The 24373-nt window shown below is 72.6% G+C and carries 20 protein-coding genes; 8 read left to right on the forward strand and 12 right to left on the reverse strand.

Annotated elements, in window-relative coordinates; all coding sequences use genetic code 11:
• Positions 1–38: 38 nt before the first annotated feature.
• On the forward strand, positions 39–944 hold the full coding sequence (locus tag ACYBSK_RS22610) for an endonuclease/exonuclease/phosphatase family protein (RefSeq protein WP_460243088.1): 906 nt from the start codon (positions 39–41) through the stop codon (positions 942–944).
• A 152-nt stretch (positions 945–1096) separates the two neighbouring features.
• Positions 1097–3868 (forward strand): glycosyl hydrolase, encoded by a 2772-nt coding sequence (locus ACYBSK_RS22615; protein WP_460243089.1) that lies wholly within the window; start codon positions 1097–1099, stop codon positions 3866–3868.
• Positions 3869–3928: 60 nt separating this feature from the next.
• Here the strand turns inward: ACYBSK_RS22615 and ACYBSK_RS22620 are convergent, their stop codons facing one another.
• Complete coding sequence (locus ACYBSK_RS22620) at positions 3929–4963, reverse strand: LacI family DNA-binding transcriptional regulator (protein WP_460243090.1); 1035 nt, start codon at positions 4961–4963, stop codon at positions 3929–3931.
• Positions 4964–5160: 197 nt separating this feature from the next.
• Between ACYBSK_RS22620 and ACYBSK_RS22625 the strand changes: the two genes are divergently transcribed.
• Complete coding sequence (locus tag ACYBSK_RS22625) at positions 5161–6255, forward strand: hypothetical protein (protein ID WP_460243091.1); 1095 nt, start codon at positions 5161–5163, stop codon at positions 6253–6255.
• 26 nt (positions 6256–6281) lie between these two features.
• Here ACYBSK_RS22625 and ACYBSK_RS22630 read toward each other — a convergent pair whose 3' ends face one another.
• A complete protein-coding gene (locus tag ACYBSK_RS22630) occupies positions 6282–7874 on the reverse strand; it encodes a flavin-containing monooxygenase (RefSeq protein ID WP_460243092.1) in 1593 nt (530 codons plus the stop codon).
• A gap of 3 nt (positions 7875–7877) precedes the next feature.
• Positions 7878–8822, reverse strand: coding sequence for an alpha/beta hydrolase (locus ACYBSK_RS22635; RefSeq protein ID WP_460243093.1), 945 nt, complete (start codon positions 8820–8822; stop codon positions 7878–7880).
• 261 nt (positions 8823–9083) lie between these two features.
• Here ACYBSK_RS22635 and ACYBSK_RS22640 point away from each other — a divergent pair, with 261 nt between their 5' ends.
• The 3 genes from ACYBSK_RS22640 (at position 9084) to ACYBSK_RS22650 (ending at position 10603) form a co-directional block, all read left to right on the forward strand.
• Positions 9084–9464 (forward strand): DUF6415 family natural product biosynthesis protein, encoded by a 381-nt coding sequence (locus tag ACYBSK_RS22640; RefSeq protein ID WP_460243094.1) that lies wholly within the window; start codon positions 9084–9086, stop codon positions 9462–9464.
• A gap of 181 nt (positions 9465–9645) precedes the next feature.
• Positions 9646–10020 carry a hypothetical protein gene (locus ACYBSK_RS22645; RefSeq protein ID WP_457479043.1) on the forward strand — a complete coding sequence of 125 codons (375 nt, stop codon included), beginning with the start codon at positions 9646–9648 and terminating at the stop codon, positions 10018–10020.
• A gap of 181 nt (positions 10021–10201) precedes the next feature.
• The gene (locus ACYBSK_RS22650; protein WP_457479044.1) at positions 10202–10603 is read left to right on the forward strand and encodes an ArsR/SmtB family transcription factor; all 402 of its coding nucleotides are present in this window, start codon (positions 10202–10204) and stop codon (positions 10601–10603) included.
• A gap of 3 nt (positions 10604–10606) precedes the next feature.
• Here ACYBSK_RS22650 and ACYBSK_RS22655 read toward each other — a convergent pair whose 3' ends face one another.
• From ACYBSK_RS22655 to ACYBSK_RS22665, 3 genes are all read right to left on the reverse strand, one after another.
• Positions 10607–12307, reverse strand: a complete 1701-nt coding sequence (locus ACYBSK_RS22655; protein WP_460243095.1) for a methyltransferase — start codon at positions 12305–12307, stop codon at positions 10607–10609.
• Positions 12308–12391: 84 nt separating this feature from the next.
• Complete coding sequence (locus tag ACYBSK_RS22660; RefSeq protein ID WP_460243096.1) at positions 12392–13600, reverse strand: 4-hydroxybenzoate 3-monooxygenase; 1209 nt, start codon at positions 13598–13600, stop codon at positions 12392–12394.
• A gap of 146 nt (positions 13601–13746) precedes the next feature.
• Positions 13747–14952 (reverse strand): cytochrome P450, encoded by a 1206-nt coding sequence (locus tag ACYBSK_RS22665; protein ID WP_460243097.1) that lies wholly within the window; start codon positions 14950–14952, stop codon positions 13747–13749.
• Between the two features lie 187 nt (positions 14953–15139).
• On the opposite strand from ACYBSK_RS22665, the gene ACYBSK_RS22670 reads away from it, so the two are divergent.
• A complete protein-coding gene (locus ACYBSK_RS22670; protein ID WP_460243098.1) occupies positions 15140–16447 on the forward strand; it encodes a glycoside hydrolase family 125 protein in 1308 nt (435 codons plus the stop codon).
• A gap of 111 nt (positions 16448–16558) precedes the next feature.
• Positions 16559–18736 carry a TerD family protein gene (locus ACYBSK_RS22675; protein WP_460243099.1) on the forward strand — a complete coding sequence of 726 codons (2178 nt, stop codon included), beginning with the start codon at positions 16559–16561 and terminating at the stop codon, positions 18734–18736.
• A 184-nt stretch (positions 18737–18920) separates the two neighbouring features.
• On the opposite strand, the gene ACYBSK_RS22680 is transcribed toward ACYBSK_RS22675, so the two are convergent.
• Genes ACYBSK_RS22680 through ACYBSK_RS22705 form a run of 6 tightly spaced genes read right to left on the reverse strand, consistent with a single transcriptional unit; the run spans position 18921 to position 24347 of the window.
• Positions 18921–20156, reverse strand: a complete 1236-nt coding sequence (locus ACYBSK_RS22680) for a cytochrome P450 family protein (protein ID WP_457479050.1) — start codon at positions 20154–20156, stop codon at positions 18921–18923.
• Positions 20153–21397, reverse strand: coding sequence for a cytochrome P450 family protein (locus ACYBSK_RS22685; RefSeq protein WP_460243100.1), 1245 nt, complete (start codon positions 21395–21397; stop codon positions 20153–20155). Before ACYBSK_RS22685 ends, ACYBSK_RS22680 begins: the two co-directional genes overlap by 4 nt.
• On the reverse strand, positions 21394–22041 hold the full coding sequence (locus ACYBSK_RS22690; RefSeq protein ID WP_460243101.1) for a GTP-binding protein: 648 nt from the start codon (positions 22039–22041) through the stop codon (positions 21394–21396). Before ACYBSK_RS22690 ends, ACYBSK_RS22685 begins: the two co-directional genes overlap by 4 nt.
• Entirely contained in the window at positions 22016–22375 is a 360-nt protein-coding gene (locus tag ACYBSK_RS22695) for a DUF742 domain-containing protein (protein ID WP_457479053.1), read from the reverse strand. The genes ACYBSK_RS22690 and ACYBSK_RS22695 overlap by 26 nt, the downstream gene beginning before the upstream one ends.
• Positions 22372–22794, reverse strand: a complete 423-nt coding sequence (locus ACYBSK_RS22700) for a roadblock/LC7 domain-containing protein (protein WP_457479054.1) — start codon at positions 22792–22794, stop codon at positions 22372–22374. The genes ACYBSK_RS22695 and ACYBSK_RS22700 overlap by 4 nt, the downstream gene beginning before the upstream one ends.
• A complete protein-coding gene (locus ACYBSK_RS22705) occupies positions 22791–24347 on the reverse strand; it encodes an ATP-binding protein (RefSeq protein ID WP_460243102.1) in 1557 nt (518 codons plus the stop codon). Before ACYBSK_RS22705 ends, ACYBSK_RS22700 begins: the two co-directional genes overlap by 4 nt.
• Between the last annotated feature and the right edge of the window lie 26 nt (positions 24348–24373).

The raw sequence follows: 24373 nt of genomic DNA on the forward strand, positions 1-24373 counted from the left end.
CGTGAAGCCCTGCCCGCCCCACCTCACCGGGAGGACCCATGACCGAGCACCCCCGCCTCACCCGCCGCCACGGTCTGCGTGCCGCGCTCGCCGTGGCCGCGGCGCTGCCCGCCGCCGCGGCCGTGACGACCACCGCGGCCGCGCCCGCCACGGCCCGGCGCGACGGACGGCTGCACGTCATGTCGTTCAACCTCCGCTACGCGTCCGGCACGTCGCCCAACTCCTGGGCCGACCGCCGCCCCGTGATGCGCGCGCTGCTGCGCGCCGAGCGACCGCACGTCATCGGCACACAGGAGGGTCTGTACCACCAACTCCAGGACATCCACGCCGACTTGGGCGAGCACTACGCGTGGATCGGCACGGGCAGAGCGGGCGGCAGCCGGGACGAGTTCGCCGCCGTCTTCTACGACACGCGGCGCCTGCGTCCCGTCGAGTACGACCACTTCTGGCTCTCCGACACCCCGGAGCTGATCGGTTCGAAGACGTGGGGCAACTCGGTGATCCGGATGGCCACATGGGTCCGGTTCGCCGATCTCGCCGACAAGGAACGGGAGTTCTACGTCCTCAACACCCACTTCGACCACCAGGTACAGGTGTCCCGGGTGAAGTCTGCGGAGCTGATCGCCTCCCGTGTCGCGGCCCTGGACCCGGCCCTGCCGCTGCTGATGACCGGCGACTTCAACGTGCCGGCGCACGGCAATCCCGTCTACGACCAGCTCCTCGCCACGGGCCTGAAGGACACCTGGGACGCGGCGGCAGAACGCGGCAAGGCGTACGCCACGTTCCACGGCTACCGCCCCCTCGTCCCGGACGGCGAGCGCATCGACTGGATCCTCGCCACGCCGGGCGTCACCGTGCACTCCGCCGCCATCAACACGTACGAGAAGAACGGTCAGTTCCCCAGTGACCATCTGCCAGTGCAGGTGAGGGTCACGCTCGGCTGAGCGGGCGGGCCGCGTCGCCATACGCATCTGTGCCCGTTCTCTTGACACCCGGCTTCGGACGGTCATACGTTCCGGCCACTTGAGAGCGCTCTCAAGCAGAGCTGGAGCCGCCCCACCCGCCGTGCCCGCCATGAAGACACGAGGTGCCGTTCATGCCATCCCCCCGACGAAGACGACCGGCCGCCGCGCTGCTCTTAGCGGCCGCCCTCGCCGCCGCAGGAATCGTCCCCGCCGCCTCCCCGGCCGCCGCCGCCACCGTCCCCGTGGGCGCCGGGAGTTACTCCGACACCCGGCCCGCCGGAACGTCCGGCCCCACCACCAACACGGGCACGGCGGTCACCCCCAAGGTCACCGCCGCCGCCAAGGACAAGCCGGTGCCCACCAACGACTGGTGGTCCTCGCTCGCCTACCAGCGCTACGGCGACAACCCCTACTCGACCCCGATGTACGGCCACCCGCTCACCTACCAGGCCGTCTCCGGGGGGCTGGAGGTCGGCTACCCCACCTCCCCCGCGATCGTCGGCGAGGGCCGCCAGTACGAGTACGCCCACAAGCGCGACCTCACCCTCGGCCTCAGCGGCCTCAACTCGCCCGACACCAAGGCCGACGCCTGGTCCGACTGGACGGTCACGCCGTACTGGTCCGACGGCACCCGCACGCTGCGCACGACGATCGGCCACGGCATGCCGTTCGTGTACGCCAAGGGATCCGGCGGCGACGCCCGGATCAGCACGGCGGCCGCTCCGAGCGTCTTCTCCGACCAGGGCAACGTCCTCGGCATCACGGTCTCCGGGCACCACTACGCACTGTTCGCGCCCAGCGGCAGTGACTGGAACGTCTCCGGCTCCATGATCACGGCGGGCCTCGGGAGCAAGGACTACTTCTCGCTCGCCGTGCTCCCCTCCACCGACGCCCTCGCCACGTACCGGAAGTACGCGTACAGCTTCGTCACCGGCTCCACGACGAACTGGAGCTACAGCGGCGGCACCGTGCGCGCCACGTACACGCTCAGCACCGAGGCCAAGGAGGGCACCGAGCGCGGCACGCTCCAGGCGCTCTACCGCCACCAGTGGCTGCACACGAGCGACCCGCTGACCTCGTACACGTACGTCTCGCCGCGCGGCACCATGAAGGTCCGCGAGGCGGCCTCCTTCAGCACCTCGCAGAAGGCCTCCGCGGTCCTCCCCGGGCTGCCGAAGTCCTCCGGCGTGGACACCGCGCGGCTGCGGACGCACCTGAACGAGGTCGCGAACGCCTCCGATCCGTTCTCGGGCGCCACGGACACGTACTGGACCGGCAAGGCGCTCGGCAAGCTCGCCCAACTGGTGCCGCTGGCCGACCAGATCGGCGAGGGCGCAATCCGCGACAAGCTGGTGGCGCTGCTCAAGGGGCGCCTCCAGGAGTGGCTGACCGCCGGCGGCGCGAGCGAGTTCTCGTACGACACCGCCTGGAAGACGCTCATCGGGTATCCCGCCTCCTACGGCAGCGACACCGAGCTGAACGACCATCACTTCCACTACGGCTACTACGTCTACGCCGCCGCCATCGTCGCCCAGTACGACCAGGCCTGGGCGGCGGACTCCGCCTGGGGCGGCATGATCAAGACCCTGGTGCGCGACACCGCCAACCCGAGCCGCACCGACAGCGCCTTCCCGTTCCTGCGCGGCTTCGACATCTACGCCGGGCACAGCTGGGCCTCCGGACACCAGGGGTTCGCCGCGGGCAACAACCAGGAGTCGTCGTCGGAGTCCACCAACCTCAGCGCGGCGCTCGTGCTGTGGGGCTCGGCCACCGGGGACAACTCCCTGCGGGACCTCGGCACTTACCTGCTGACCACGGAGTCGGAGTCGATCGCCCAGTACTGGTTCGACGCCGACGAGCAGGTCTTCCCCTCGTCGTTCGGGCACGACACGGCCGGGATGGTCTGGGGCAGCGGCGCCGCCTACTCCACATGGTGGACCGCCAACCCGGAGGAGATCCACGGCATCAACGTCCTTCCCGTGACCGGCGGTTCGCTGCACCTGGGCGGCGAGAAGGCAGCGATCCGGCGCAACCTCGCCGAGATGGAGCGCGAGAACGGCGGTCCGGCCCAGGAGTGGCGGGACATCCTGTGGGAGTTCCAGTCGTTCGCCGACCCGGACCTCGCCAAGTCCAAGTGGGACGCGGGCAACGCCTCGTACACGCCGGAAGCCGGTGAGTCCAAGGCGCACACGTACCACTGGATCGGCACGCTCGACGCCCTCGGCGCCCCGGACGCGAGCGTCACCGGCGACATCCCCACGTCCGCCGTCTTCACCAAGGGCACGGCCCGGACCTACGCCGCGCACAACTACGGCTCGTCCGCGCGCACCGTGACGTTCTCCGACGGCAAGACCCTGTCCGTGCCCGCCCGTTCGACGGCCACGGGCAGCGGGAGCGGCGGCGGCACGGACCCGGATCCGCCGTCCGGGAACACCTTCCGGCTGCGCTCCGGCGGCACCCTGACCACGGCGACCGACGGGGCCGCGGGCAGCGACACGATCGCCTCGGCGGGCGGCGCCAACCACGACGGCAGCCCGTACCAGCCGCTCGTCTACGAGGCGCGCGGCGTCAGCGGCACCTACGACTCCGGGAAGTCGACGGCGTTCCGCCTCCCGGTGGACGCGGGCACCACGGTCGGCCTCGGCCAGCAGGCCAGGGTCAGCTACGACCTCACCGGCGACGGCAGCTTCGACCGCGTCGAGACCTACCAGTACTTCGCGACCGACCCGGTGGCCGGGTGGGAGGAGTACGCCCAGTCGCGCGGCCTGAAGTCGGCCACGGGCAGCCTCGGGAAGATGACGGGCGGCACCGTACGGCTGGAGGTGTGGAGCGCCATCGGCAACGGGACGTCGAAGCTCCGGACGGGGACGGACACGTCCGTGCTGGTCATCCCGTACAGCTGAGCCCTCCCCGGACGGGAGGAAGCAAGTGCGGCGGGCAGCGACAGGACCGCGGACCGGCGGTCAGGCCGAGGCCCGCCGCACCAGCGACGTCGGGGTGACCACCGACGCGAGCGCCGAACCGCCCTCGCCGTCGGCGTCGTCGAGCAGCCGCATCAACAGCCGCACCATGAGCCGGCCCATGCCCTCGATGTCCTGGTGCACGGTGGTCAGCGCCGGCTGGGTCGCCACGGCCACCGAGGCGACGTCGTCGAAGCCGACCACGGCCACGTCCTCCGGCACCCGCGCGCCGCGCTCCCGCAGGGTCCGCAGCGCGCCCGCCGCCATCAGGTCGTTGGCGGCGAAGACGGCGTCCACCTCCGGCCTGCGGTCCAGGAGTTCGGCCATCGCGCGGGCGCCGCTCTCCTCCGTGAAGTCGCCCTGGCACATCAGCGCCGGGTCGGCGTCGAGCAGGACGTCGCGGTAGCCGTCGACGCGGTCGAGCGCGGCCATCAGGTCCCGCGGGCCCGCGATGTGCCCGATGTGGCGGCGGCCCAGCGAGACGAGATGGCGCACGGCCTCGCGGGCGCCGCCGCGGTTGTCGCAGTCGACGTAGGGCACGGTCAGTTCCTGGGGCGCGGCGGGCCGGCCGCCGAACACGGTCGGGATCCGGGCGCGCGCGATCAGGGCGGGCAGCTCGTCGTCGTTGTGCAGCGAGAAGGCGAGCGCGCCGTCGACGTGGCCGCCACTGAGATAGCTCGCGATCCGGTCGTACTCCCCCGGCCCCTCGGCCCACAGCAGCACGAGCTGGGTGTCGCGCGCGGTCAACTCGCGGCTGATTCCGCGCAGTTGCCTCTCGAAGAACGGGTCGGAGAAGATCCGGAACTCGGGCTCCGCGATGACCACCCCGACCGCGCCGTTGCGCCGGGTGACCAGGGTGCGCGCCGCGTGGTTGGGCACGTAGCCGAGTTCGTCGACCGCCTCGCGCACCTTGTCGACCAGCGCGGTACGCACGCCCGCTCCCCCGTTCACCACCCGGGAGACCGTGGCGCGGGAGACACCGGCTCTGGCGGCGACGGCTTCCAGCGTGGGGCGGGGCCCCGTGGTCGGTTCGGGCAAGGCGGGCGCTCCTCGACTGCTGCTCAGCCGGGTCGACGACGTGTGGAACGTCCAGGATATCGGGCGGGCCCGCCGCCCGAGAGCGCTCCCGGGAACTGGTGGGTGTGCGACCATCCCCTCGGCGACGGGCGGCCCTGGGGAGGGGCGCGCCGCCGTCGCAACCATAGGAAAGCCAGCGGAACAAGGGGAAATCACCGGTGAGATCGGGTGGGGATCAGGGCGGTTCGTCGCTGTCGGACGAGGAGTGGGAGCGCTTCCTCCGGGAGTCCGAGGACGGCGCCCGGGACGCGCCGAAGGAGCCGTCGGCGCGCGCCCGGATGGTGACGCGCCGCCTCCAGGAGGAGTCGGCGGGGCCGCAGGGCTGGCGCACGTACGAGCCGGCCCGTCCGCGTGGGCGCCGGGGCTGGTACGCGGTGGGCCTGCTCACGGCGCTGGCCCTGCTCGTCGTGGCGCTCGCTCCCGGGCGGGTGACGGACCTGTTCGGCGGCGGTTCCGACGACGGGGCCCCGGTCGCCGTCGAGACCGCCCGCCCGACGGCTCCGCCGGCGAGCGAGGCGGCCGCGCGGCCCACGCTGGACGAGCCGTTCCGGGGCTCGCCCGCCGCACGTTGGGCGGACGGCGCCGCCGGGATCGGGCTGCCCGTGGCGCGTGCCACGGGCTGGATGACCGAGGCGCAGGTCGCGCGGACTCTGGAGCGTTCCCGGGACTTTCTCGTGGCGTCCAGTCTGGACCGCGGGGTGCTGCGCGGCGAGCGGCCCACCGAGGCCATCGCGCTGATCAACCCGCACCAGCCGGGCGAGCGCACGTTCCTGAACACCTCACTGAGCGAGCCGAGCGAGAAGTACGACCCGCTCGTGCTGTTCAGCCGCTTCGACACGGACCGGGTGAAGCTGGTCGGGGACGTGGTGAAGACCCGTGGCCGCATCACGTTCCGCGAGGGCGAGAAGGGCGCGGTGAAGGTCACCACCGATGTCACGTACGTGTACCCCGTGACGCGCGCGGACGGCGGCGACGAGGTCACGCGTGTCATCGTGCGCCGCGAGGTGGTGATGAACTGGGCCGACCCGTCGAAGGTGATCACCGAGCCGGACACCTTCGCGGTCGTCTCGAACCGGGTGAGCACCACGAACGCCGGCTGCGAGACGTACACCGGCTACCTCACCCCGTCCTTCGCCGACGACCGTGACAGCGGTGAGGGACCGGCGGTGGACCCGTACGACCGCAGCGCCACGATGGACGACCGGATGCGCGGCGCCGACGACGACACGTGCGGGACGGCCACGCGGTCCTGAGCCCGGCCCCGCGCCCCGGGGCCGGGTCAGCTCAGCTCGAAGCCGTGGTAGTGGCTCACCGCGATCCCGTTGGTGAGGTCGCGGTAGAGGCCGACGCCGCCGATGAAGGGCATGAACACCCTCTGTTTTCCTGGGATGTTGGCGCCCATGTACCAGGAGGCGGCCTGCGGCATCAGGGTGAGGTCGGCGAGGTCGTTGGTGGTGTTGACCCAGTTCTCCTCGGCGTCGGGGTCGGGCTCGATGCGGTCCAGGCCGCGCTCGCGCAGGTGGGCGAGGGCCCGGGTGATCCAGTCCACGTGGTGCTCGATCGAGGTCATCATGTTGGACAGGACCGAGGGGCTCTGGGGTCCGGTCACCATGAACAGGTTGGGGAATCCGGCCGTCATGAGGCCGAGGTAGGTGCGCGGTCCGTGGGCCCATGTGGCGCGCAGCGCGAGGCCGTCGGTGCCGCGGACGTCGATGGCGTCGAGGGCGCCGGTCATGGCGTCGAAGCCGGTGGCCATGACGATGGCGTCGACGTCGTACGCGGTGCCGTCGCGGGTGAGGATGCCGCGTTCGGTCATCCGGGCGATGGGCTGCTCGGTGAGGTCGACGAGGGTGACGTTGTCCTGGTTGAACACCTCGTAGTAGCCGGTGTCGACGCACATCCGCTTGCTGGCGATCGGGTACGTGCGCGGGGTGAGCCGCTCGGCGGTTTCGGGGTTCTTGACCTTCTCGCGGATCCGGGCGCGGACGTACTCGGCGACGGCCTCGTTGGCCTCGGCGTCCTTGAGCAGGTCGCTGAAGCCGCTGCCGAAGCAGAGGCCGCCGGTGTCCCAACGGTGGTCCAACTCCCGTACGATCTCGGCCTCTTCGGTCTCGACGAGGAGCACCTGGGCGTCCTCGTCGCAGTCGAAGCCCTTCGAGGAGGCGCGGGAGACCTCCCGCCGTTCGGGGTAGCGCGAGCGCGCCTCGGCGAGGCGGGCGGCGTTGGGGCCGTTGTGCGCCGGTACCGCGTAGGACGGGGTGCGCTGGAAGACGGTGAGTGAGCCCACGGACGGGGCGAGGGCGGTGATCGTCTGGAGCCCTGAGGATCCGGTGCCGATGACGGCCACCCGTTTGCCGGTCAGGTCGGCGCCCTCGTGGGGCCAGCCGGAGGTCCACAGCACCTCCCCCGCGAAGTCGGCGAGGCCCTCGAACTCCGGCCGGGACGGTATGGACAGGCAGCCGGTGGCGGCGATCACGTACCGGGCGGTGCGGGCGCGGCCGTCGGAGGCCGTCACCGTCCAGCGGCGCTCCGGTTCGTCCCAGGTCAGTGCCTCGACGCGGGTGTTGAAGACGATGTCCTTGCGCAGGTCGAAGCGTTCGGCCACGTGGCGTACGTAGGCGAGGATCTCGGGCTGGGCGGCGTAGCGCTCGCTCCAGTCCCACTCCTGTTCCAGGTCGGCGTCGAAGGAGTAGGAGTACTCGACGGACTCGATGTCGCAGCGGGCGCCGGGGTAGCGGTTCCAGTACCAGGTGCCGCCGACGTCCGCGCCGGCCTCGACGACGAGGGTGTCGAGGCCGAGGGCGCGCAGCCGGTGAAGCTGGTAGAGCCCGGCGAATCCGGCGCCGATGACGACGACGTCGTGGTCGGCCATGTGTCACACCGTCCTTCCGGCGACGAACGTGTTGATGTGCTCGGCCACGAGACGCAGGCCGTCCTCGAACCCCGGCAGGATGCCCGCCATTTGGAAGAAGGCGTGCATCTGGCCCGTGGCCTCCTGGAGGGCGACCGGGACGCCCGCGGCCCGCAGGGCCTCGGCGTAGGCGACCCCCTCGTCGTGCAGCGGGTCGTACTCGGCGACGTGGACGAGCGCCGGGGGCAGGTCCGCGAGGCTGTCGGCGCGCAGCGGGGACGCGTCGGGGTGGGTGCGGGCCGCCGCGTCGGGGAGGTAGTGGTCCCAGAACCAGATCATGGTGTCGCGGCCGAGCAGCAGCTGGTTCTCCGGCGCGACGTACGAGGGGCGCTCGAAGTCGCAGTCGGTGACGGGGTAGACGAGGGCCTGGTAGTCGATGCGCGGGCCGCCCCGGTCGCGGGCCCATCGGCACATCACCGCGGCGATGTTGCCGCCCGCGCTGTCACCCGCGACGATCAACGGGGCCCCTGCGGGGGCGAGTTCGGCCGCGCGCTCGGCGACCCAAGTGAGCGCGGCCCAACTGTCGTCGACCGCGGTCGGGAACGGATGCTCGGGCGCCTTGCGGTAGTTGACCATGACCACGGTGGCCCCCGTCGCGTCGACGAGTCGGCGTCCCACGTGGTCGTACTGGAGGTCGATGTCGCCGAGGACCCAGCCGCCGCCGTGGAAGTAGACGAGGACCGCCCGCGGGGTGCCCGCGGGGCGCAGCACCCGGGTGCGGAACCTGCCGCCTCCCCGGCCCTCGATCTTGACGTCGTCCACCGCCCCGACCTCCGGTCCGCGGCCGCTGAGGCCGGAGAGGACCGGGCCGTGCAGACGGGCGATCGCCGGTGTCGACTCGTGGATCGCCGGGCCGTCGGCCTCGGCCAGTTCCGCCAGGAACGCCTGGGTGACCGGTTCCAGTGGCATACGGCCGTCCCCTCGTCGAGCCTTCTCGGAGGTGCTGCTCGTACGGCACGCGCGACCGGCCGCGCGCACCGGCCGCTGTACCGTGCACCGGCCATGCTCGCCGGAGATCCTCGCGGGGTCCAGACCTCGGGCGGCACCGATGAGGGGGAGGCGGGAGACGGCGGACTGCATCCGCCGCACGGGTCCCGGCAGAACATAGGTATCCGGCGACCGCACCGACGGCCCCGGTGCGCGGCCGAACCGTACGAGGAGCACGATCACATGGATTCCGCACCCTGCCCGCACACCGCACCAGAGCACGACCCGCGTCCGCTGGACGTGGTCACGATGCGCACCGCCGCGCACCGGCTGCTCGCCGAGGACGCCGAGGCGCCCGCCGCCGAGGAGTTGGACACGCTCACCGTCGCCCTGCGCGGCATGATCATGCTGGCCGCCCCCGAGGTGCTGAGCCTGGCGTCCGCGCTGCCCGCCGACGACGTGCCCGCCTCCTGCGCCCGGATCGGGGTCGGCGAGGCGCGCGGACGCCTGACGGTGACGCCCCGGCCCGGTCTGCACGCGGGCATCGCCCACGCCCGGCGGCTCGCCCGGTCCGTCGTGGCCATGGCCGATCACTACGAGAGCCTGCGCGGGAAGCAGCTCTGACCGCTCGGCGCCCCAACAGGCCGCGCGCCGCTGGGCGTTCAGACTCCGCGGCCGCGCGCAACCGTTTTCGGCATATGCCCCACACGGCGGCGCGCGACTGCCTAGTGTTCCCGCCGGGGGCCGGAGAACCGGACTCCGTATCCGTGCAGGAATGCGTGGCGGAACTCGCAGAGGAGAGTCCATGACCAGCGTGGAAGTGACCCTGAAGACCCTGCTCACCGAGGTGGACGGCGCTCTGGGCGCGGCCGTCGTCGACTACAACAGCGGGATGGCCCTGGGCACCCTGGGCGGTGACAAGGAGCTGGACCTGACCGTCGCCGCGGCGGGCAACACCGACGTGATCCGCGCCAAGATGCGCACCCTCGAAACGCTGGGCCTCCAGGAGACGATCGAGGACATCCTGATCACCCTGGGCCTCCAGTACCACCTGATCCGGCCGGTGGCCCACAAGTCGGGCAAGGGGCTGTTCATCTACCTGGTCCTCGACAAGGGCCGCGCGAACCTCGCCATGGCCCGTCACCACCTCAAGCGCATCGAGGGGCAACTGGAGGTCTGAGCCCCGGCCTCTTTTATTTGTGGAGGACTTGAAGAGTTCTTCAAGTCTTGATGTCCGCATCTGCCGAACTCCCGGACCCCCGGGCCCCGGCCGAGGAGACTGGGGCGGCACCCCGGGCACGGCGACCGGCCGCAGCGCCCCGCCGCACCGCCCCCTTCGAGCCAGGGAAGTGAGCGATCCCGTGCAGGCCCCCCTCTATCAGGTCAAAGCCGAGTTCTTCCGCATGCTGGGGCACCCTGTCCGCATCCGGGTCCTCGAACTGCTGCAGAACGGCCCGGTGTCGGTACGGGATCTGCTCCTCGACATCCATGTCGAGCCCTCGAACCTCTCCCAGCAACTGGCCGTGCTGCGCCGGTCCGGCATCGTCGTCTCCACCCGCGAGGGCACCACCGTCACCTACGCCCTCGCGGGCGGCGACGTCGCCGAACTCCTGCGCGCGGCGCGCCGTATCCTCACCGAGCTCCTGGCCGGGCAGAGCGCTCTCCTGGCCGCGTTGCAGGACTCGGACCCGGGGCCGGGCCCGGAGTCCCTCCCGGACACCGAGCCCACCGGGCGGCGCGTCGAGCCCGGACTGCGGCACTGACCGTCAGCGGTCGTCCGCGCCCGCTCGGCGCGCGTGCAGGACGTGCGCGTCCAGCGGCAGCGCCGTGCTGCCGACCAGGGTGAGGCCCGCGTCGGCCAGCAGCCGGGCGAAGTGGTCGGCGCGGCGTTCGCGGCCGCCCACGTTGCACATCATGTGCAGGTCCCAGGCCGTGGCCAGCGACGCCCGGCCGTCGGCGGGCAGGAGCCGCTCGACGATCAGCAGGTCGGCGTGGTCGGGCATGGCGCGGGCGCAGTCGCGCAGGATGGCGCGGCAGCGGTCGTCGTCCCAGTCGTGCAGCACCCGCGAGAGCAGGTAGACGTCGCCGCCCTCGGGCACGTCGGCGAAGTCCCCGGCCCGGTGGTCGCAGCGGGCGCCGAGGCCCGCCGCGTCGAGGGCCCGGCGGGCCGCATCGATCACGTGCGGCCGCTCCAGCAGGACGCCGCGCAGCCCCGGGTGGGCGGTGAGGACGGTGGCGAGCAGGGTGCCGTTGCCGCCGGCGATGTCGACCACGGTCCCGCCGCCGGGCTCGCGGGCGGCCGCCGCGAGGACGGGGTGGGCGGGCAGCGGGTCGAACATCCGGGAGCTGGCAGCCATGGACTGGTCGAAGAGTTCGGCGAGTTCGGGCCTGCGGGCGAAGTGGTCGAAGTGGTTCTCGCCGAAGACGTGGTCGAAGGCGACCTCGCCGGTGCGCACCGTGTGGTCGAGCCCGGCGAAGGACTCGTAGAACGGGCCGCCGTACATGAGGGCCAGGGATCGCATGGAGCCCGGGGCGTCGGCGCGCAGCAGGGCGCCCAGCCCGGTGAGCCGGTAGCCGTCCGCCGGGTGTTCGGCGACCACGTTCAGCATCGCGAGGTAGCGCAGCAGCGTGGCCAGGCTGTCGGGCGCCGCGTCCACCTCGCGCGCCAGGTCCGCGACGGGTGTGCCGGTGTCGGTGCGCAGGGCGTCGGCCACCCGCAGCCGTGCGAACGCGGCGAGCGCCTGCGTCGTCCAGGCGCCGGTGAGCAGCCGCAGCAGCGCCTCGGCGGGCTGCCGCCGGCGGTGCTCGTCGAGGTGTCCTGCCAGTGCGTCGCGGTGGTCACCGGGTACGTAGAGTTCCACGCGCCGGTAGGGGGACTTGGTGTCGGCGGGCGCGGCGAAGTAGAACACCGTGCCGTTCTCGTGCGGGTTGTAGCCGCCGCCGTCGGGGACGGCGCCGTGCCGCCCGAAGGTCGCGCACAGGCCGCGCAGGACCAGCGGGTCGGGGGCCGTGACGTCGAAGGCGACGTGTGCCTCGTGCTGGTGCTCGCGCTCGTGGGCGGCGAGTGCCTCCAGGCCGGAGCCGGGCGGTGCGGCCAGCGCGAACACCTCGACGGTGCGGTGCGTTCCGTCGTGGCCGATGACGGCCGGGCGCAGGATGCCGACGTCGAGTTCCGTCACGGGGCGGCGGTGACGCAGGGCCAGGCGCTCGCGGACGACGACGCTGGGGCGCGGCGGTCCGTCCGGCTTCAGGCCGCACGCGGCGAGGGTGGCGTCCAGTGCCTGGGCGTCGGGCGGGAAGACGAGCAGTGCGGCGTGCGAGAAGCGGCAGCGTTCGGTGAGGGCGCGCAGTTCCGGGCCGTCGAGGCCGGGCAGCAGCAGGGGGAGCAGGCGGGCGGTGTCCTGCTCGGCGACGAATTCCACCGTCGCGCGCAGGCGGGACGTGTCGCCCGCCGACGTCGTGATCATTGCGGGGTGTTCCTCATTCTGGAATCTGGGATGGCCGGGCAGGCGGGTGCCGCCGTGCGCCGGGGGCTGGGGGGGCGGCGTGGTTCAGACGCCGACGTAGTGCTCGGCGAACCAGTCCTGCCGGCTGCGCGAGGTGCGCAGCGAGGACAGGCGGGCGCGGCGCAGGGAGTTGTGGAAGCGTGTCGCGTCGTCCGTGCCGTGGGCCGCGTGCAGCAGGTCGATCATCCAGTGCGAGAACTCCTGGGCGCGCCAGATGTGCTCCAGGCAGCGCGCCGAGTACGCGGCGAGGCCGCGCGGGTCCCCGTGGCGCAGGGCGTCGACGAGCGCGTCGGCGAGCAGTTCGGCTTCGAGGACGGCGAGGTTGGCGCCCTTGGCGGCGGCCGGGGGCAGCAGGCTCGCCGCGTCGCCCGCGAGGAACAGCGAGCCGTGGTCGAGCGGTTCGAGCACGTCGGAGCGGAGGTCGACGACGTCGCGCCGCACGATGCGGCCGCGGGTCAGCGGGCCGTACTTCTCCGCCCGCATCCGCAGGTCGAGTTCGGCCCAGACGCGGTCGTCGGACCAGGCGTCGGCGGGGGTGCCGCGCTCGCACTGGAGGTAGTAGCGGGTGGTGTCGGGGGTGCGGGCCATGTGCCCGGCGAAGCCCCGTTCGTGGACGGCGTAGCCGACCGTGTCCATGCTGGGCGGGGCCTCGGCCAGCAGCCCCAGCCAGCTCACTCCGTGGTCGCGCTGGTGGCGGGCGGTGCCGGGCGGGAGCGAGCGGCGGGCGGCGCCGTGCCGCCCGTCGCAGCCCGCGACGTAGCGGGCCCGCCAGCGGCCGGGGCGGCCGTCCGCGTCGCGGGTGTCGACCGTCGGACGGCCGCTGTCGGCGTCCCGCACGGACACCGCCTCGGTGCCCAGACGGATCCGTCCGCCGGCCTCCAGGTACCGCGCCAGCAGGTCGGTGACCAGCTTCTGCTGGGGGTAGACGGTGTGCGGTTCGCCGCGGCCGAGGGTGGCGTAGTCCAGGGCGAACCGGCCGTCGTCGGTGCGGAATTCACAGGTGCTGTGCGGGCGGCCGTCGCGGAGCAGGCCGTCGGCGAGGGCGTGCCGCTTGAGGATTCTCACGGTGTTCGCGGCCAGGAAGCCCGCGCGGGCCCGCGTCTCGATGTGCGAGCGCTCCGCGCGCTCCAGGACGACGCAGTCGACGCCGTGCGCCACGAGCAGATTGCCGAGCACGAGCCCGGCGGGCCCGGCCCCGAGCACGACCACGTCGGCCGTGTCCGCGGCTGCTCGGGCGGGCTGTTCCTTTTTCATGGAACGGGAGCATAGAGTCCGAAAAATATATGCATGCGCCATGATCACCCGGATGGCCGCGAGTCATCCGGGCGCTCCGCGTCCACGGCCAACCGCCGTGCGCGGTACGTCAGTTGAATGAGATGCGAGTAGACATCCCCCGCGCTTCAGGGATTCGGCGTGAACGGCAGCGTCTCGTACCGCCGTACGTAGCAGCCGTCGGCGAACGTGCCTCGGGGCGCGTCGACGGTGAAGCGCGGGAAGCGGGCGAGGAGTTCGGTGAGCGCGATCCGCCCCTGGAGGCGGGCCGCCGCGGCGCCGAGGCAGTGGTGCGGCCCGTACCCGAAGGCCAGGTGCTGGGGGCCCGTGCGTTCCAGGTCGACCGCGTCCGCGTGGGCGCCGAAGGCGCGCGGGTCGCGGTTGGCGGAGCCGTACAGCAGCAGCACCTTGCTCCCGGCGGGCGCCGTCCTGCCGTGCGCGGAGAGGTCTGCGGTGAGGGTGCGGGCCAGTCCCTGCACGGGCGACGCCAGGCGCAGCGCCTCCTCGACGAACGGTCCGACCGACGCCGGATCCGTGGCGACGCGACGGCGCAACTCCGGTTCTTCGGTGAGCAGTTCGGCCGCCGTGGTGAGCAGCCCGATGGTCGTGTCGTTGCCGCCGGCGATCATCGTGAAGGCGAATCCGAGGATACGGATCACGGCCTGCGGGTCGTCGGCCAGGATCCGGACCAGGTCGGACACCGTGTCGTCGGCGGGGTGCGCACGACGCCGCTCGATCAAGTCGGCGAAGTACGCGAACAGTTCGCCGACCGCCTCCTGCGCGTCGAGCGCGTGCCCTTCGGCGCCCGCCTGCACGATCGCCCGCGTCCAGCCCGCGAATCGCTGCCGGTCGGCCTCGTCGACACCCAGGTAGTGGGCGACGACGAAGCAGGGCAGCGGCCGCATCAGCGCGTCGACGATGTCGACGGGGCGGCCCGCCGCCGCGAGGGCGTCGACCTCGTCGAGCCGGGCGCGCACGAACGCGCGCACCGCGTCCGCCACGGACTCGACGCGGCGCGGGGTGAACCCCCTGGTGAGCAGCTTGCGGAACTCCGTGTGCTCGGGCGGGTCGAGCATCACCAGCGGTGGCGCGACGTCCACGCCGGCCGCGGCCATGTCGTCGCGGACCACGGTCAGCCCCTGCCGGGAGGAGAACGTTTCGGGGCGTCGCAGCGCGTCGAGGACGTCGTCGTAGCGGGACAGCACCCAGTAGTCGCCGTCCTCGACGTGGTGCAGCGGATCGTGGTCGCGCAGGGCCGCGTACATCGCGTAGGGGTCGCGCCAGGACTCGGCGCCGCGGGGCAGGAACCGGGCGGGTGGCGGGAGAAGGCTCATGGCGTCACGGTGGGCGAGACCTGACGAAGTGTCAATTGTGGTGGAGAGGAGTGCTGTAGGCGCCACGCCCGCCCCGCGCCCCGCCGCCATGGCCGGGGAGGCCTGCGACTCGCCCTTCCCCGCCGGGCGCAGGTGATCTACGTTTGGCATCGTTTTTCGTCCACGCGCCGCCAGCGAAAGGCCGACGATGCCGTTCCCCACCAGCGTCGAGAACCATCCGGTCGTCCAGCGGGTGGTGGGCCGTCTCGACGAGCTCGGCGATCCCCGTTTCGGACAGACGCTGGTCCGCTGCCTGGACGACACACTGGCCCGCACCATCCGCACGATGCCCGACGGCTCCGCCTTCGTGGTGACGGGTGACATCCCCGCGATGTGGCTGCGCGACTCGTCGACGCAGATGATGCCGTACCTGGCACTCCTGGACGGCGACGAGGCCCTTCAGGACCTCGTCCTCGCCGTGCTGCTCCGCCAGTTCCGGCAGATCGCGCACAACCCGTACGCCAACGCCTTCAACGCCGAACCCTCGGGCCGCGCCCACGACCCGGACGACCTGTGCGAGGACCCCTGGGTCTGGGAGGAGAAGTACGAGGTCGACTCCCTCGCCTTCCCGCTGCTGCTCGCCCACCGCTTCTGGCGGGCGACCGGGCGCACCGATCACGTGGCGCGGGCGCTGGACGCGGCGCGCTCCGCACTGCGCGTGTGGCGCACGGAGCAGGACCACGAGGGCCTCTCGAAGTACCGCTTCGTACGGGCCGACGCCCCGCCGACCGACACCCTCGCGAACGCGGGGCGCGGGACACCCGTCGCCCGGACGGGCATGACCTGGAGCGGATTCAGGCCCAGCGACGACGCCTGCACCTACGGATACAACGTCCCCGCCAACCTGTGTGCCGCGGCCGCACTCGACGGGGTCGCCGCCATGGCGCGGCACGTGGCCGACACCGAACTGGCGGACGAAGCGGCCGAGTTGGCGGCGGAGCTGCGTGCGGCGACCGGACGGCATGGGACGGTCGACCACCCCGACCACGGAACGATCTACGCCTACGAGGTCGACGGTCACGGCAACGCGCTCCTGATGGACGACGCCAACATGCCCGGCCTGCTCTCCCTGCCACTGGTCGCCGACATCGCGCCGACGGACGCGCGGTACCTCGCCACCCGCGCCTTCGTCCTCTCCCCCGCCAACCCGTACTGGTACCGGGGCACCGCCGCCGAGGGCGTGGGCAGTCCCCACACGTTCGACGGCTACATCTGGCCCATCGCCCTCGCCGTGGAGGGCCTCACCAGCACCGACCCCGCCCGCAGGCTCCACCTGCTGCGCACCCTGCTCGACACCGACGGCGGCACCGGCGCGATGCACGAGTCCTTCCACAAGGACGACCCGACCAGGTTCACCCGCCCGTGGTTCTCCTGGGCGAACGCCATGTACGCGGAACTGGCCCTGGATGTCGCCGGGTTGGGCACGCGTCCCCTGTGGGACACGTCGGCGCCGTGACATCCGACCGAACTGGGCTGTCGAGTGCGGGCGTTGGGCGCGCGGCGTGCTCCGCCGCCCGCGTCGAAAACCCGAGTGCGCTGGTCCGTGCCCCTCTGTCACCATTCCCGCATGGTCCACCCTCTCGAGCATCTGATCCTCCGGCACACGTACCGGCTCCCCGTTCCCGACGGGGCGGCCGGTGACGGTGCCGTCTGCGCGCGGCAGTTCGACGCCGCGCTGATGTCCGTGGGCTTCAAGCTGTCCGCGCCGCTCCTGGAGCGGCTGTCGGGGCTGTCCGAGGGCGCGGTGATCGACGTCGCCGTGCGAACGCTGGCCGGTGTGCGTGAGCTGGTCGGCGACCACGTGCGGCACAACACGTACTTCGTCGACTTCCCGGCGAACGTGCCGGACACCCTCGACTTCTGGATGGCGTGCGTCCGTGACGCCCTCGCCGACACCGACACCCGCGAAGGCACCCTCAAGCAGCTCAGCACCGGCGTGGTGAATCTGCTGACGCTGCCGTCGTACGGGCGCTACCAGCACACGTACACCGAGATGCTGGGCCATCACGACGAGTTGATCGCGGCGGCCGGTGACCGGGTGACGGTGCTGCACCTCGGCCGGGAGGCGGAGGACGAGGTCCGCGCGCTGTACCTGGAGCTCGCGGGCAGCCGCACGCCCCTGGGAGAGGAGCACCTCGGTGACCTCGACACGCTGGCCACGCACTGCGTGGACGCTCCGCAGCCGGCGGAGATCCCGGTGCGGGAGAACCGCGCGGTCGTCAACAGGGCGCGCCTGCGGGCGGGTTCGGGGCTGATCCTCGACACCGTCACCGATGTGCTGCGCCTCGCCTGCGCGCTCGTGGACGGTGACGTCTCCCTCGTCGAGCGCACCCGGTTCGTGAAGCTGTCGCGGCCCACCCGCCGCGCGCTGCTCGCCGGTCTGGACGCGGTGGTCGCCGCGGCGCCCGCGAAGCTCGCCGACGTGGCCGTGCACCGGGAGGCGTGGAAGCGGCTCGGTGAGCGGCTGCACCCGCACGAGTACCCCCAGTGGCCGGGCGCCGCGCAGGTGTTCGCGGTGGCACGCGGGGAGCAGCGGGCGCGGTCCTTCGCGAGCCGCACCGAGGAACTGCTCGGCCAGGGCGACCTCACGGGCGCCGTGGAGCTGCTGACGTCCGCGCCGGGTGTGCTGCTGCGGTCCGTGGACCGGCTGCTGCGCACCGCCCGCACCCAGGAGGAGCGCGACCGCGTGCTCGACGCCGTGGCGGAGGTGGCGCCGGAGGTGTCCGGGCGCGTCCTGCTCTCGGTGCGCCAGCACCTGCTGAACCGGGGCGACCGGCTCGAACAGGACGGCGTGCGCCGGGTGTTCATCAATCGGCGCGGCCGCGCCTGGGTCGCGGAGGACACCCGTCCCGCGCTGCCGGACTCCGCCAAGGAGCGGCTGACCGCGCTGCTCGACGCCGAGATCGCGCGCCGGCTGCCGGACCCCGCGGGCCCGGTGCTCGTCGACCCGGACATGCTCGATGTCGCCCTGCAGCTCAGCGGCAAGGCCGTGTCGTCCGGTCTCGGGGTACTGCCGCGCGGTTCGGTGTCACCCGTCGAGGGCGAGCTGCTGCGGTTCTTCGTGTACTGGAAGCAGAAGAACGAGACCACCGACTACGACCTGTCCGCCCTGGTCCTGGACGAGGCGTACCAGGAGGTCACCTGGCTCTCGTACACGCAGCTGACGGACCTGGAGGGCCGGCACTCCGGAGACATCACCGAAGCGCCGGACGGTGCCTCGGAGTTCATCGAGCTGCGGCTCGGGGCGGTGCGCGGCACCTTCGTCGTCCCGGAGGTCCTGCTGTACTCCGGTGAGGGGTTCATGGACGTCGAGGAGTCGTTCTTCGGGTTCATGCTCCGCGAGGGCGAGCAGAAGGGGCGGCCGTTCGAGCCGCGGACCGTGCGGATGAAGTCGGATCTGCGCGGGCCCGGCCGGGTGGCGCTGCCGCTGGTGTTCCGGCGCGATGCGGACGGCGGTTGGCGTGCGCACTGGCTGCACCTGTACCTCAAGGGCGCCCCGGCCGCGAACCGCGTCGAGGAGACCCGTGTGACGGTGGAAGCGCTGGCGCGCGGCATCGTCGAGCGGGAGCACCTGACCGTGCGCTGGCTGCTCGGCCTGAAGGGCGGTACGGACGTCACCGTGTGGGACGGCGAGAGCGTTCCGGACGGGCCGGTCACGTACCTCGGGATGCGGCGCCCCGACGGGCTGCACCAGGAGTCGCGGATCCTGACCCCGGAAAATCTGCGTGACGTCATTCCCGAGTGACTGCTAGCGTTCGACACGTCGAGGCCATGACGGGGCTTCCTTCTCCACCCACCCTTGTCGGGGGTTTGATGCCTAGTCCCTTCGCCTTCCTCGACCCGGCCCGGTGAGGCCATGAAGAGGCTTCCTTCTCACCTTTCCTCTTAAGAAACAGCCTCTTCGCTCTCCTCACCGTCGGCCGGGACTCTCAGCCGAACAGCCGCACCGGGATCTCCTGCCAGCCGTACGCGATGAACGACGGCACCTGGCGCAGCTCCTGCGGCCCGACCGCGAGCGCGATGTCCGGGAAGCGGTCGAAGAGGGCGGGCAGGGCGGTACGGGCCTCCAGGCGGGCGAGCGGGGCGCCGATGCAGCGGTGCACGCCGATGCCGAACGACATGTGGTCGTCTCCGGCGTTGGCCGCGTCGAACTCGGCGGCCGTCGGGCCGTAGTGCTCCGGGTCGTAGCCCGAGGCGGCGTACGTCGTGAGGATGGCGTCGCCCGCCGGGATCGTCACGCCGTCCACCGTCACGTCCGAGACCGCGAAGCGCAGCGGCAGGTTGGCGATCGAGGGGTGCACGCGCAGGGTCTCGTCGATGACGGCGTCCCAGGTGATCTCGCCGGAGCGGACCGCGGCGAGCTGCTCGGGGTGGGTGAGCAGGGCGACGACGGCGTTGCCGATCAGGTTGACGGTCGTCTCGAAGCCCGCGCCGATCACCAGGAGCAGGGTGTACAGGAGTTCCTCGTCGCTGAGCCGGTCGCCGTCCTCCGCGCGGACCCGCAGCAGCTCGGTGGTCATGTCGTCGCCGGGGTGCTCGGTGCGGTGGGCGATGATCGCCGGGAGCACGGTGCCGATCTGCTGCTGCACGAACGCGCCGTGCTCGGGGCTCGGGTCCGAGGTGTCCATGATGGCGTCGACGAGACGCTCGACGGGACCCAGCAACTCGTCCGGTACACCGAAGAGTTCACAGATCAGCTGCATGGGGAGCTGGTTGGCGTACCGGGGGCGCAGGTCCACGACGCCGTCGGGCGCCGCGTCGAGGGCCTTGAGGAGTTCCTCGGTGATGTTCTCGACGCGCGGGCGCATCAGCTCGGTGCGGCGGGCGGTGAAGCTGGGCGCGACGAGCTTGCGCAGCCGTGTGTGGTCGGGGCCGTACGTGGAGAGCATGTTGACCACACCCACCCAGCCGAGCACCCAGCCCCACTCGGGGTGTTCGGCGATGCGGGGCCACAGCGACCAGTGCTTGCGCGGGTCCTTGCTCACCCGTGGGTCGAGGATCAGCGACTTGAGGGTGTCGTAGCGGGTCGGCGCCCAGGCCGGGATGCCGCCGGGCAGTTCGACGGGGACCACGGGCCCCGCCGCGCGCAGTCGGGCGGCCTCGGCCGGCAGGTCGGCGCCGAACGGGTCGATGGCGATACGGGGCGAAGACGCGGTCTCGGTCACTCTTCTGCTCCTGACTGGGACGAGGTGCGGGGCACGAAGCGCACGGGCAGTTCCGTCAGCGACCGGTGGAACGGTCCGGTGCGCCAGGTCAGTCGCTCCCGCGGGGTGAGCGGCTCCAGGTCGGGGAGCCACTGGGTGAGCCGTTCGATGGCCTCGGTGGCGATCAGCAGGGTGTGCTGCTTGACCGGGCAGGAGTGCTCCCCGGCCGACCAGGACAGGTGCGAGGCGTCCTGCGGATGCCGCGACGTCGCGGCCCCGGCGGCCTCTTCCTCGGCGGTGCGGCCGAGGGCGCCGTACGAGATGACGACGGGAACGGCCGCGCGCACCCACACCCCGTGGAAGGTGAGGGGCTCCCGGGCGTAGTGGATGCCGTAGTTCGCCAACGGGGTCTCGTGGCGCAGGACTTCGACGACCGCGTCCATGACCGGCCGGGAGCCGCTGGTGAGCGTCGAGTAGTACGCCGGGTTGCCGAGGATCCGCGACAGGGAGTTGGAGACGAGGTTGGCGGTGGGCTCGTGGCCCGCGCCGAGCATGAGGAAGACCTGCCAGGTGACCTCCTCGGGGGTGAGGCCGAGGGGGTGGTCGAGCAGCCAGCTGGTGAGGTCCTGACCGCGCTCGGCGCTCTTGGCGGCGATGAGGTCCAGGATGTAGCGGCCGAACTCCTCCTCGCCGCGCGCGGCCTGGTCACCGCCGTCCATCACCTGGGCGATGGCGCCCTGGAGGCGCTCGCTCTCGCTGTCGGGCAGGCCGAAGAGGTTGTTGAAGACCAGTGACATCAGCGGGCGGGCGAACTCGCTCACGAGGTCGGCGCGCCCCCGCGGGGCGATCCGGGCGGCCAGCACGTCCACGGCGTGGTGCACGCGCTCGCGCAGGTCGTGCGGCTCCACCAGGTCGAAGGCGTCGATGAGGGCGCGCCGGTAACGCACGTGCAGCGCACCGTCGTTGAACAGCGCGTTGGGCCGCCAGCGCATCATGCCGAGGATCGGCGAGTCGCCGTCGACCTCCTCCTCCCACGCCCTCGGGTCGTGCGACCACGTCTCGGTGTCGTGGAGCAGGTCGAGGGCGGCCCGGCGGTCCGTCACGACGTACGCGGCCACTCCGGGGGCGAGTTCGGCGTGGCCGACGGGGCCCTGGGCGCGCAGCGCCTCGTAGTAGCTGTGCGGGTCGGCGGCGAAGCCGTCCTCCCACAGGCGGACCGGCGCGGACAGGTGGAACGCCTCGGCCTGCGCGGGGTACGTCATCGGGGCTCCGGGCTGTTGCGGTCGATGAGGTGCTGCACGAGGGCGAGCAGGGCGTCGACGGAGGAGTGGGTGTCGCGGGCGTCGCAGGTCACCATCGGGGTGTCCGGCTCCAGGTCGAGGGAGAGCCGCAGCTGCTCCTCGGTGTAACTGCGGGAGTCCGGGAAGGTGTTGAAGGCGACGGCGTAGGGCAGCCCCGACTCCTCGACGAGGCCGAGGGCGTCGAAGGACTCGTCGATCCTGCGGGTGTCGACCAGGACGAGGGCGCCGAGCGCGCCGTACGCGATGTCGTCCCACAGCGCGCGGAAGCGCTCCTGGCCGGGGGTGCCGAACAGGTAGAGCACGGCCCCGCCGCGCAGGCTGATGCGGCCGAAGTCGATGGCGACGGTCGTGGTGGCCTTCTCCCGCACGCCCGCGAGGTCGTCGACCGCGACGGATGCCTCGGTGAGCTGTTCCTCGGTGTGCAGCGGGCGGATCTCGGACACGGAGTCGATCAGGGTGGTCTTGCCCACCCCGAAGGGGCCGGTGACGAGGATCTTCACCAACTCCCGTGCGGTGTCCGGGAGATGCACCGAGCTCTTGGCGCCCGCGGGCGTGGACTCGGCGTCGGCGGGCGCGGATTCAGCGCTTGAGGGCGCGGAGGCCATCGGCGACTCTCTTCAACAGATCGGGATCGGGCTGCGCGGCGATCGGGACCGGCGGGCGGGCGCCCACGAGCCCCTGGTCGATCAGTGCGGCGGCGAGCACCCGTACCGCGGAGACCGGCAGTTCGAGCAGGGCGGCGGACTCGACCACGGTGAGCGAGCCGCCGTCCAGGGTGCGCAGCAGGGCGTGCTGCGCGGCGGGCAGGCCGGTGGGCCAGGGCGGGGCGACGCCGGTCAGCACGGAGAGCCGCTCCAGGCTGTTGCGGCTGGGCCGTGCGACGCCGCCCGTGGCGAGGTACGCGGGGACCAGGGGTCGGCCGCTCCGCCGCCCCGTCATGCCTCTGCGCCGCCGTCGGTGCCGCGGGGCGCGGCCGCCATGGCCTTCTCGCCGAGCCTGGCCACCTGGGAGTGGACCCGGTGGCCGAGCAGGTCGAGCCGGACCTCGGGGTCGCCGAAGGCCGCCACGCAGGTGCCGTGGGCGGTGGGCGCGACGAGGATGTAACCGTGGTCGGACTCGATGACCACCTGGCGCACCTCCGCGGACGCCTGGTCGGCGAAGGCGGCCGCCGCGGTGCGGCAGGCGCCCTGGACGGTGCTGGTGATGGCGGCGACGCGCTCGGCGGAGGCCTGCGTCAGCGCGTCGGTGTAGCCGGAGACCAGGCCGTCCCTGGTCAGGAGGACGGCGGCCTGGACGTGCGGGATCTCCAGGATCGGATCGAGGACCCAGGCGCTGTCACCGAGGTCACGGCTGCTCATCGGGGGGCGTTCCCTTCGCTGGTGCCGGGGCGGTTGCCGGCGGTGTCGTGCGGTTCCTTTGCGGCGTTGGTGTCCTGCTCCTGCCGCGCGGGCTCGTCGTCCGGCGGCGTGGCGGCCCGTGCCGCGGCGGTGGCCGCCTGGAGGGCGCCGAGCGCGGCGGCCTGCTCCTCGGGGCTGCGGTGCGCGGCGGCCTGCTGCCGGGTCGGCTCCGGCCGGGCGGCGGGGGCGGCGTCGGAGCGGGTCCTGCGGCGGCGCCGGGGCAGTTCGTCCCCGTCGGCGGCCCCGGGCCCGTCGGGCCGCGCGTCCGGCTGGGCGGTGGGCCGGGTGGGCGTCACCGCGGGGGCCGGGGCGGGGGCCGCGGGTGTCTCGTCGGCGGCGAGGGCGTGGGTGGCGTCGTGGGCGGCGTGGTGCCCGGACTTGTGGGTGGACCGGGGGGCCGCGGCGGCGGGCCGCCGCTCCTCCGGCGCGATCCGGCACAGCAGGTGGTCCCGTACGAGCAGGACCGCGCGGACGCCGCCGTACGGGGAGGGCGACGACAGGTCGACGGACAGGTCGAACTGGCGGGTGAGCTGGCCGATCGCGGCGAGGCCCATGCGCGGCGGGTCGCCGAGCTCCGACAGCAGGATCGGTTCCTCCCCCGCCACCATCCGCTGGGCGTAGGCCCGTTCGTCGGAGTTCATGCCGACGCCGGCGTCGTCGACGGTCACGCTGACGCCGTGGTGGACGCGTTCGAGGTGCACGTCGACGGTGGTGTCGGGCGAGGAGTAGCGCAGCGCGTTGTCGAGCAGTTCGGCCACGATGATGGCGACCGGTTCAACGGCGTGCGAGATGAGCCCGGTGCCGTCCTCGAGGTGGTTGTGGACGCTGACGCGTTCGTAGCCGGCCAGCCGCGACTGGCCTCCGGTGACGGCCTCCACCAGGTGCGACTCGCCACGGGCGAGCCCGACCCAGGCGCCGCAGACCACGGCGGCGACCTGCGCGCGGCGCAGCGACTGCTCGTTCTCGTGGTCGAGCGCGAAGAGCGTCTGCGCCAACTCCGGGTCGTCGTAGCGCTCTTGGAGTCCGCGCAGGACGTCCTGCAACCGGTACAGGCCCGCCTGGATCTCGCGGGTCGCGCCGCGCATCCCGGCGCGGGCGGCGGCGTCGACCCGCTTGCGCTCCTGGGCGATGGCGGTGCGCAGTCCGTCGAGCACGGAGTCGAGGCCCTCGGCCAGTGCCGGGCCGCCGAGTTCGGGGCGCAGCGGGCCGGGCACCCGGTAGTGCGGGTGGGCCGCGTGGGTGGCGGCGGCGGGGATGCGCTTGCCGGAGAGGTGGGCGACCTCGGAGACGAACGCCGCGGTGAGGTCGTCGAGTTCCTCGCGGGAGGCTTCCAGGTCCGCGCGGGCGGCTTCGAGGTCCGTACGGGTCGCTTCGAGGCGGGCGCGCAGGGATTCGGCCTCGCCGCGCTGTCTGTCGCCCTGCCGCCGGGCTCTGAGCAGCCCGCCGCCGAGCACGAACGCCGACACGGTCCCGGCGGCCAGGGTTCCCGCGGCCAGCTCGGGTATCTCAATCATGGATGCGGACCTCGAGGAGTACAGGG

It is taken from the genome of Streptomyces sp. BYX5S (assembly GCF_054724165.1).

What these genes read in the sequence shown, in the direction of transcription:
- ACYBSK_RS22610 (WP_460243088.1), top strand. Translation starts at nt 39, where the DNA reads ATGACCGAGCACCCCCGCCTCACCCGCCGCCACGGTCTGCGTGCCGCG.
- ACYBSK_RS22615 (WP_460243089.1), top strand. Translation starts at nt 1,097, where the DNA reads ATGCCATCCCCCCGACGAAGACGACCGGCCGCCGCGCTGCTCTTAGCG.
- ACYBSK_RS22630 (WP_460243092.1), bottom strand. Translation starts at nt 7,874, where the DNA reads ATGGCCGACCACGACGTCGTCGTCATCGGCGCCGGATTCGCCGGGCTC.
- ACYBSK_RS22635 (WP_460243093.1), bottom strand. Translation starts at nt 8,822, where the DNA reads ATGCCACTGGAACCGGTCACCCAGGCGTTCCTGGCGGAACTGGCCGAG.
- ACYBSK_RS22640 (WP_460243094.1), top strand. Translation starts at nt 9,084, where the DNA reads ATGGATTCCGCACCCTGCCCGCACACCGCACCAGAGCACGACCCGCGT.
- ACYBSK_RS22645 (WP_457479043.1), top strand. Translation starts at nt 9,646, where the DNA reads ATGACCAGCGTGGAAGTGACCCTGAAGACCCTGCTCACCGAGGTGGAC.
- ACYBSK_RS22655 (WP_460243095.1), bottom strand. Translation starts at nt 12,307, where the DNA reads ATGATCACGACGTCGGCGGGCGACACGTCCCGCCTGCGCGCGACGGTG.
- ACYBSK_RS22660 (WP_460243096.1), bottom strand. Translation starts at nt 13,600, where the DNA reads ATGAAAAAGGAACAGCCCGCCCGAGCAGCCGCGGACACGGCCGACGTG.
- ACYBSK_RS22665 (WP_460243097.1), bottom strand. Translation starts at nt 14,952, where the DNA reads ATGAGCCTTCTCCCGCCACCCGCCCGGTTCCTGCCCCGCGGCGCCGAG.
- ACYBSK_RS22670 (WP_460243098.1), top strand. Translation starts at nt 15,140, where the DNA reads ATGCCGTTCCCCACCAGCGTCGAGAACCATCCGGTCGTCCAGCGGGTG.
- ACYBSK_RS22675 (WP_460243099.1), top strand. Translation starts at nt 16,559, where the DNA reads ATGGTCCACCCTCTCGAGCATCTGATCCTCCGGCACACGTACCGGCTC.
- ACYBSK_RS22685 (WP_460243100.1), bottom strand. Translation starts at nt 21,397, where the DNA reads ATGACGTACCCCGCGCAGGCCGAGGCGTTCCACCTGTCCGCGCCGGTC.
- ACYBSK_RS22690 (WP_460243101.1), bottom strand. Translation starts at nt 22,041, where the DNA reads ATGGCCTCCGCGCCCTCAAGCGCTGAATCCGCGCCCGCCGACGCCGAG.
- ACYBSK_RS22695 (WP_457479053.1), bottom strand. Translation starts at nt 22,375, where the DNA reads ATGACGGGGCGGCGGAGCGGCCGACCCCTGGTCCCCGCGTACCTCGCC.
- ACYBSK_RS22700 (WP_457479054.1), bottom strand. Translation starts at nt 22,794, where the DNA reads ATGAGCAGCCGTGACCTCGGTGACAGCGCCTGGGTCCTCGATCCGATC.
- ACYBSK_RS22705 (WP_460243102.1), bottom strand. Translation starts at nt 24,347, where the DNA reads ATGATTGAGATACCCGAGCTGGCCGCGGGAACCCTGGCCGCCGGGACC.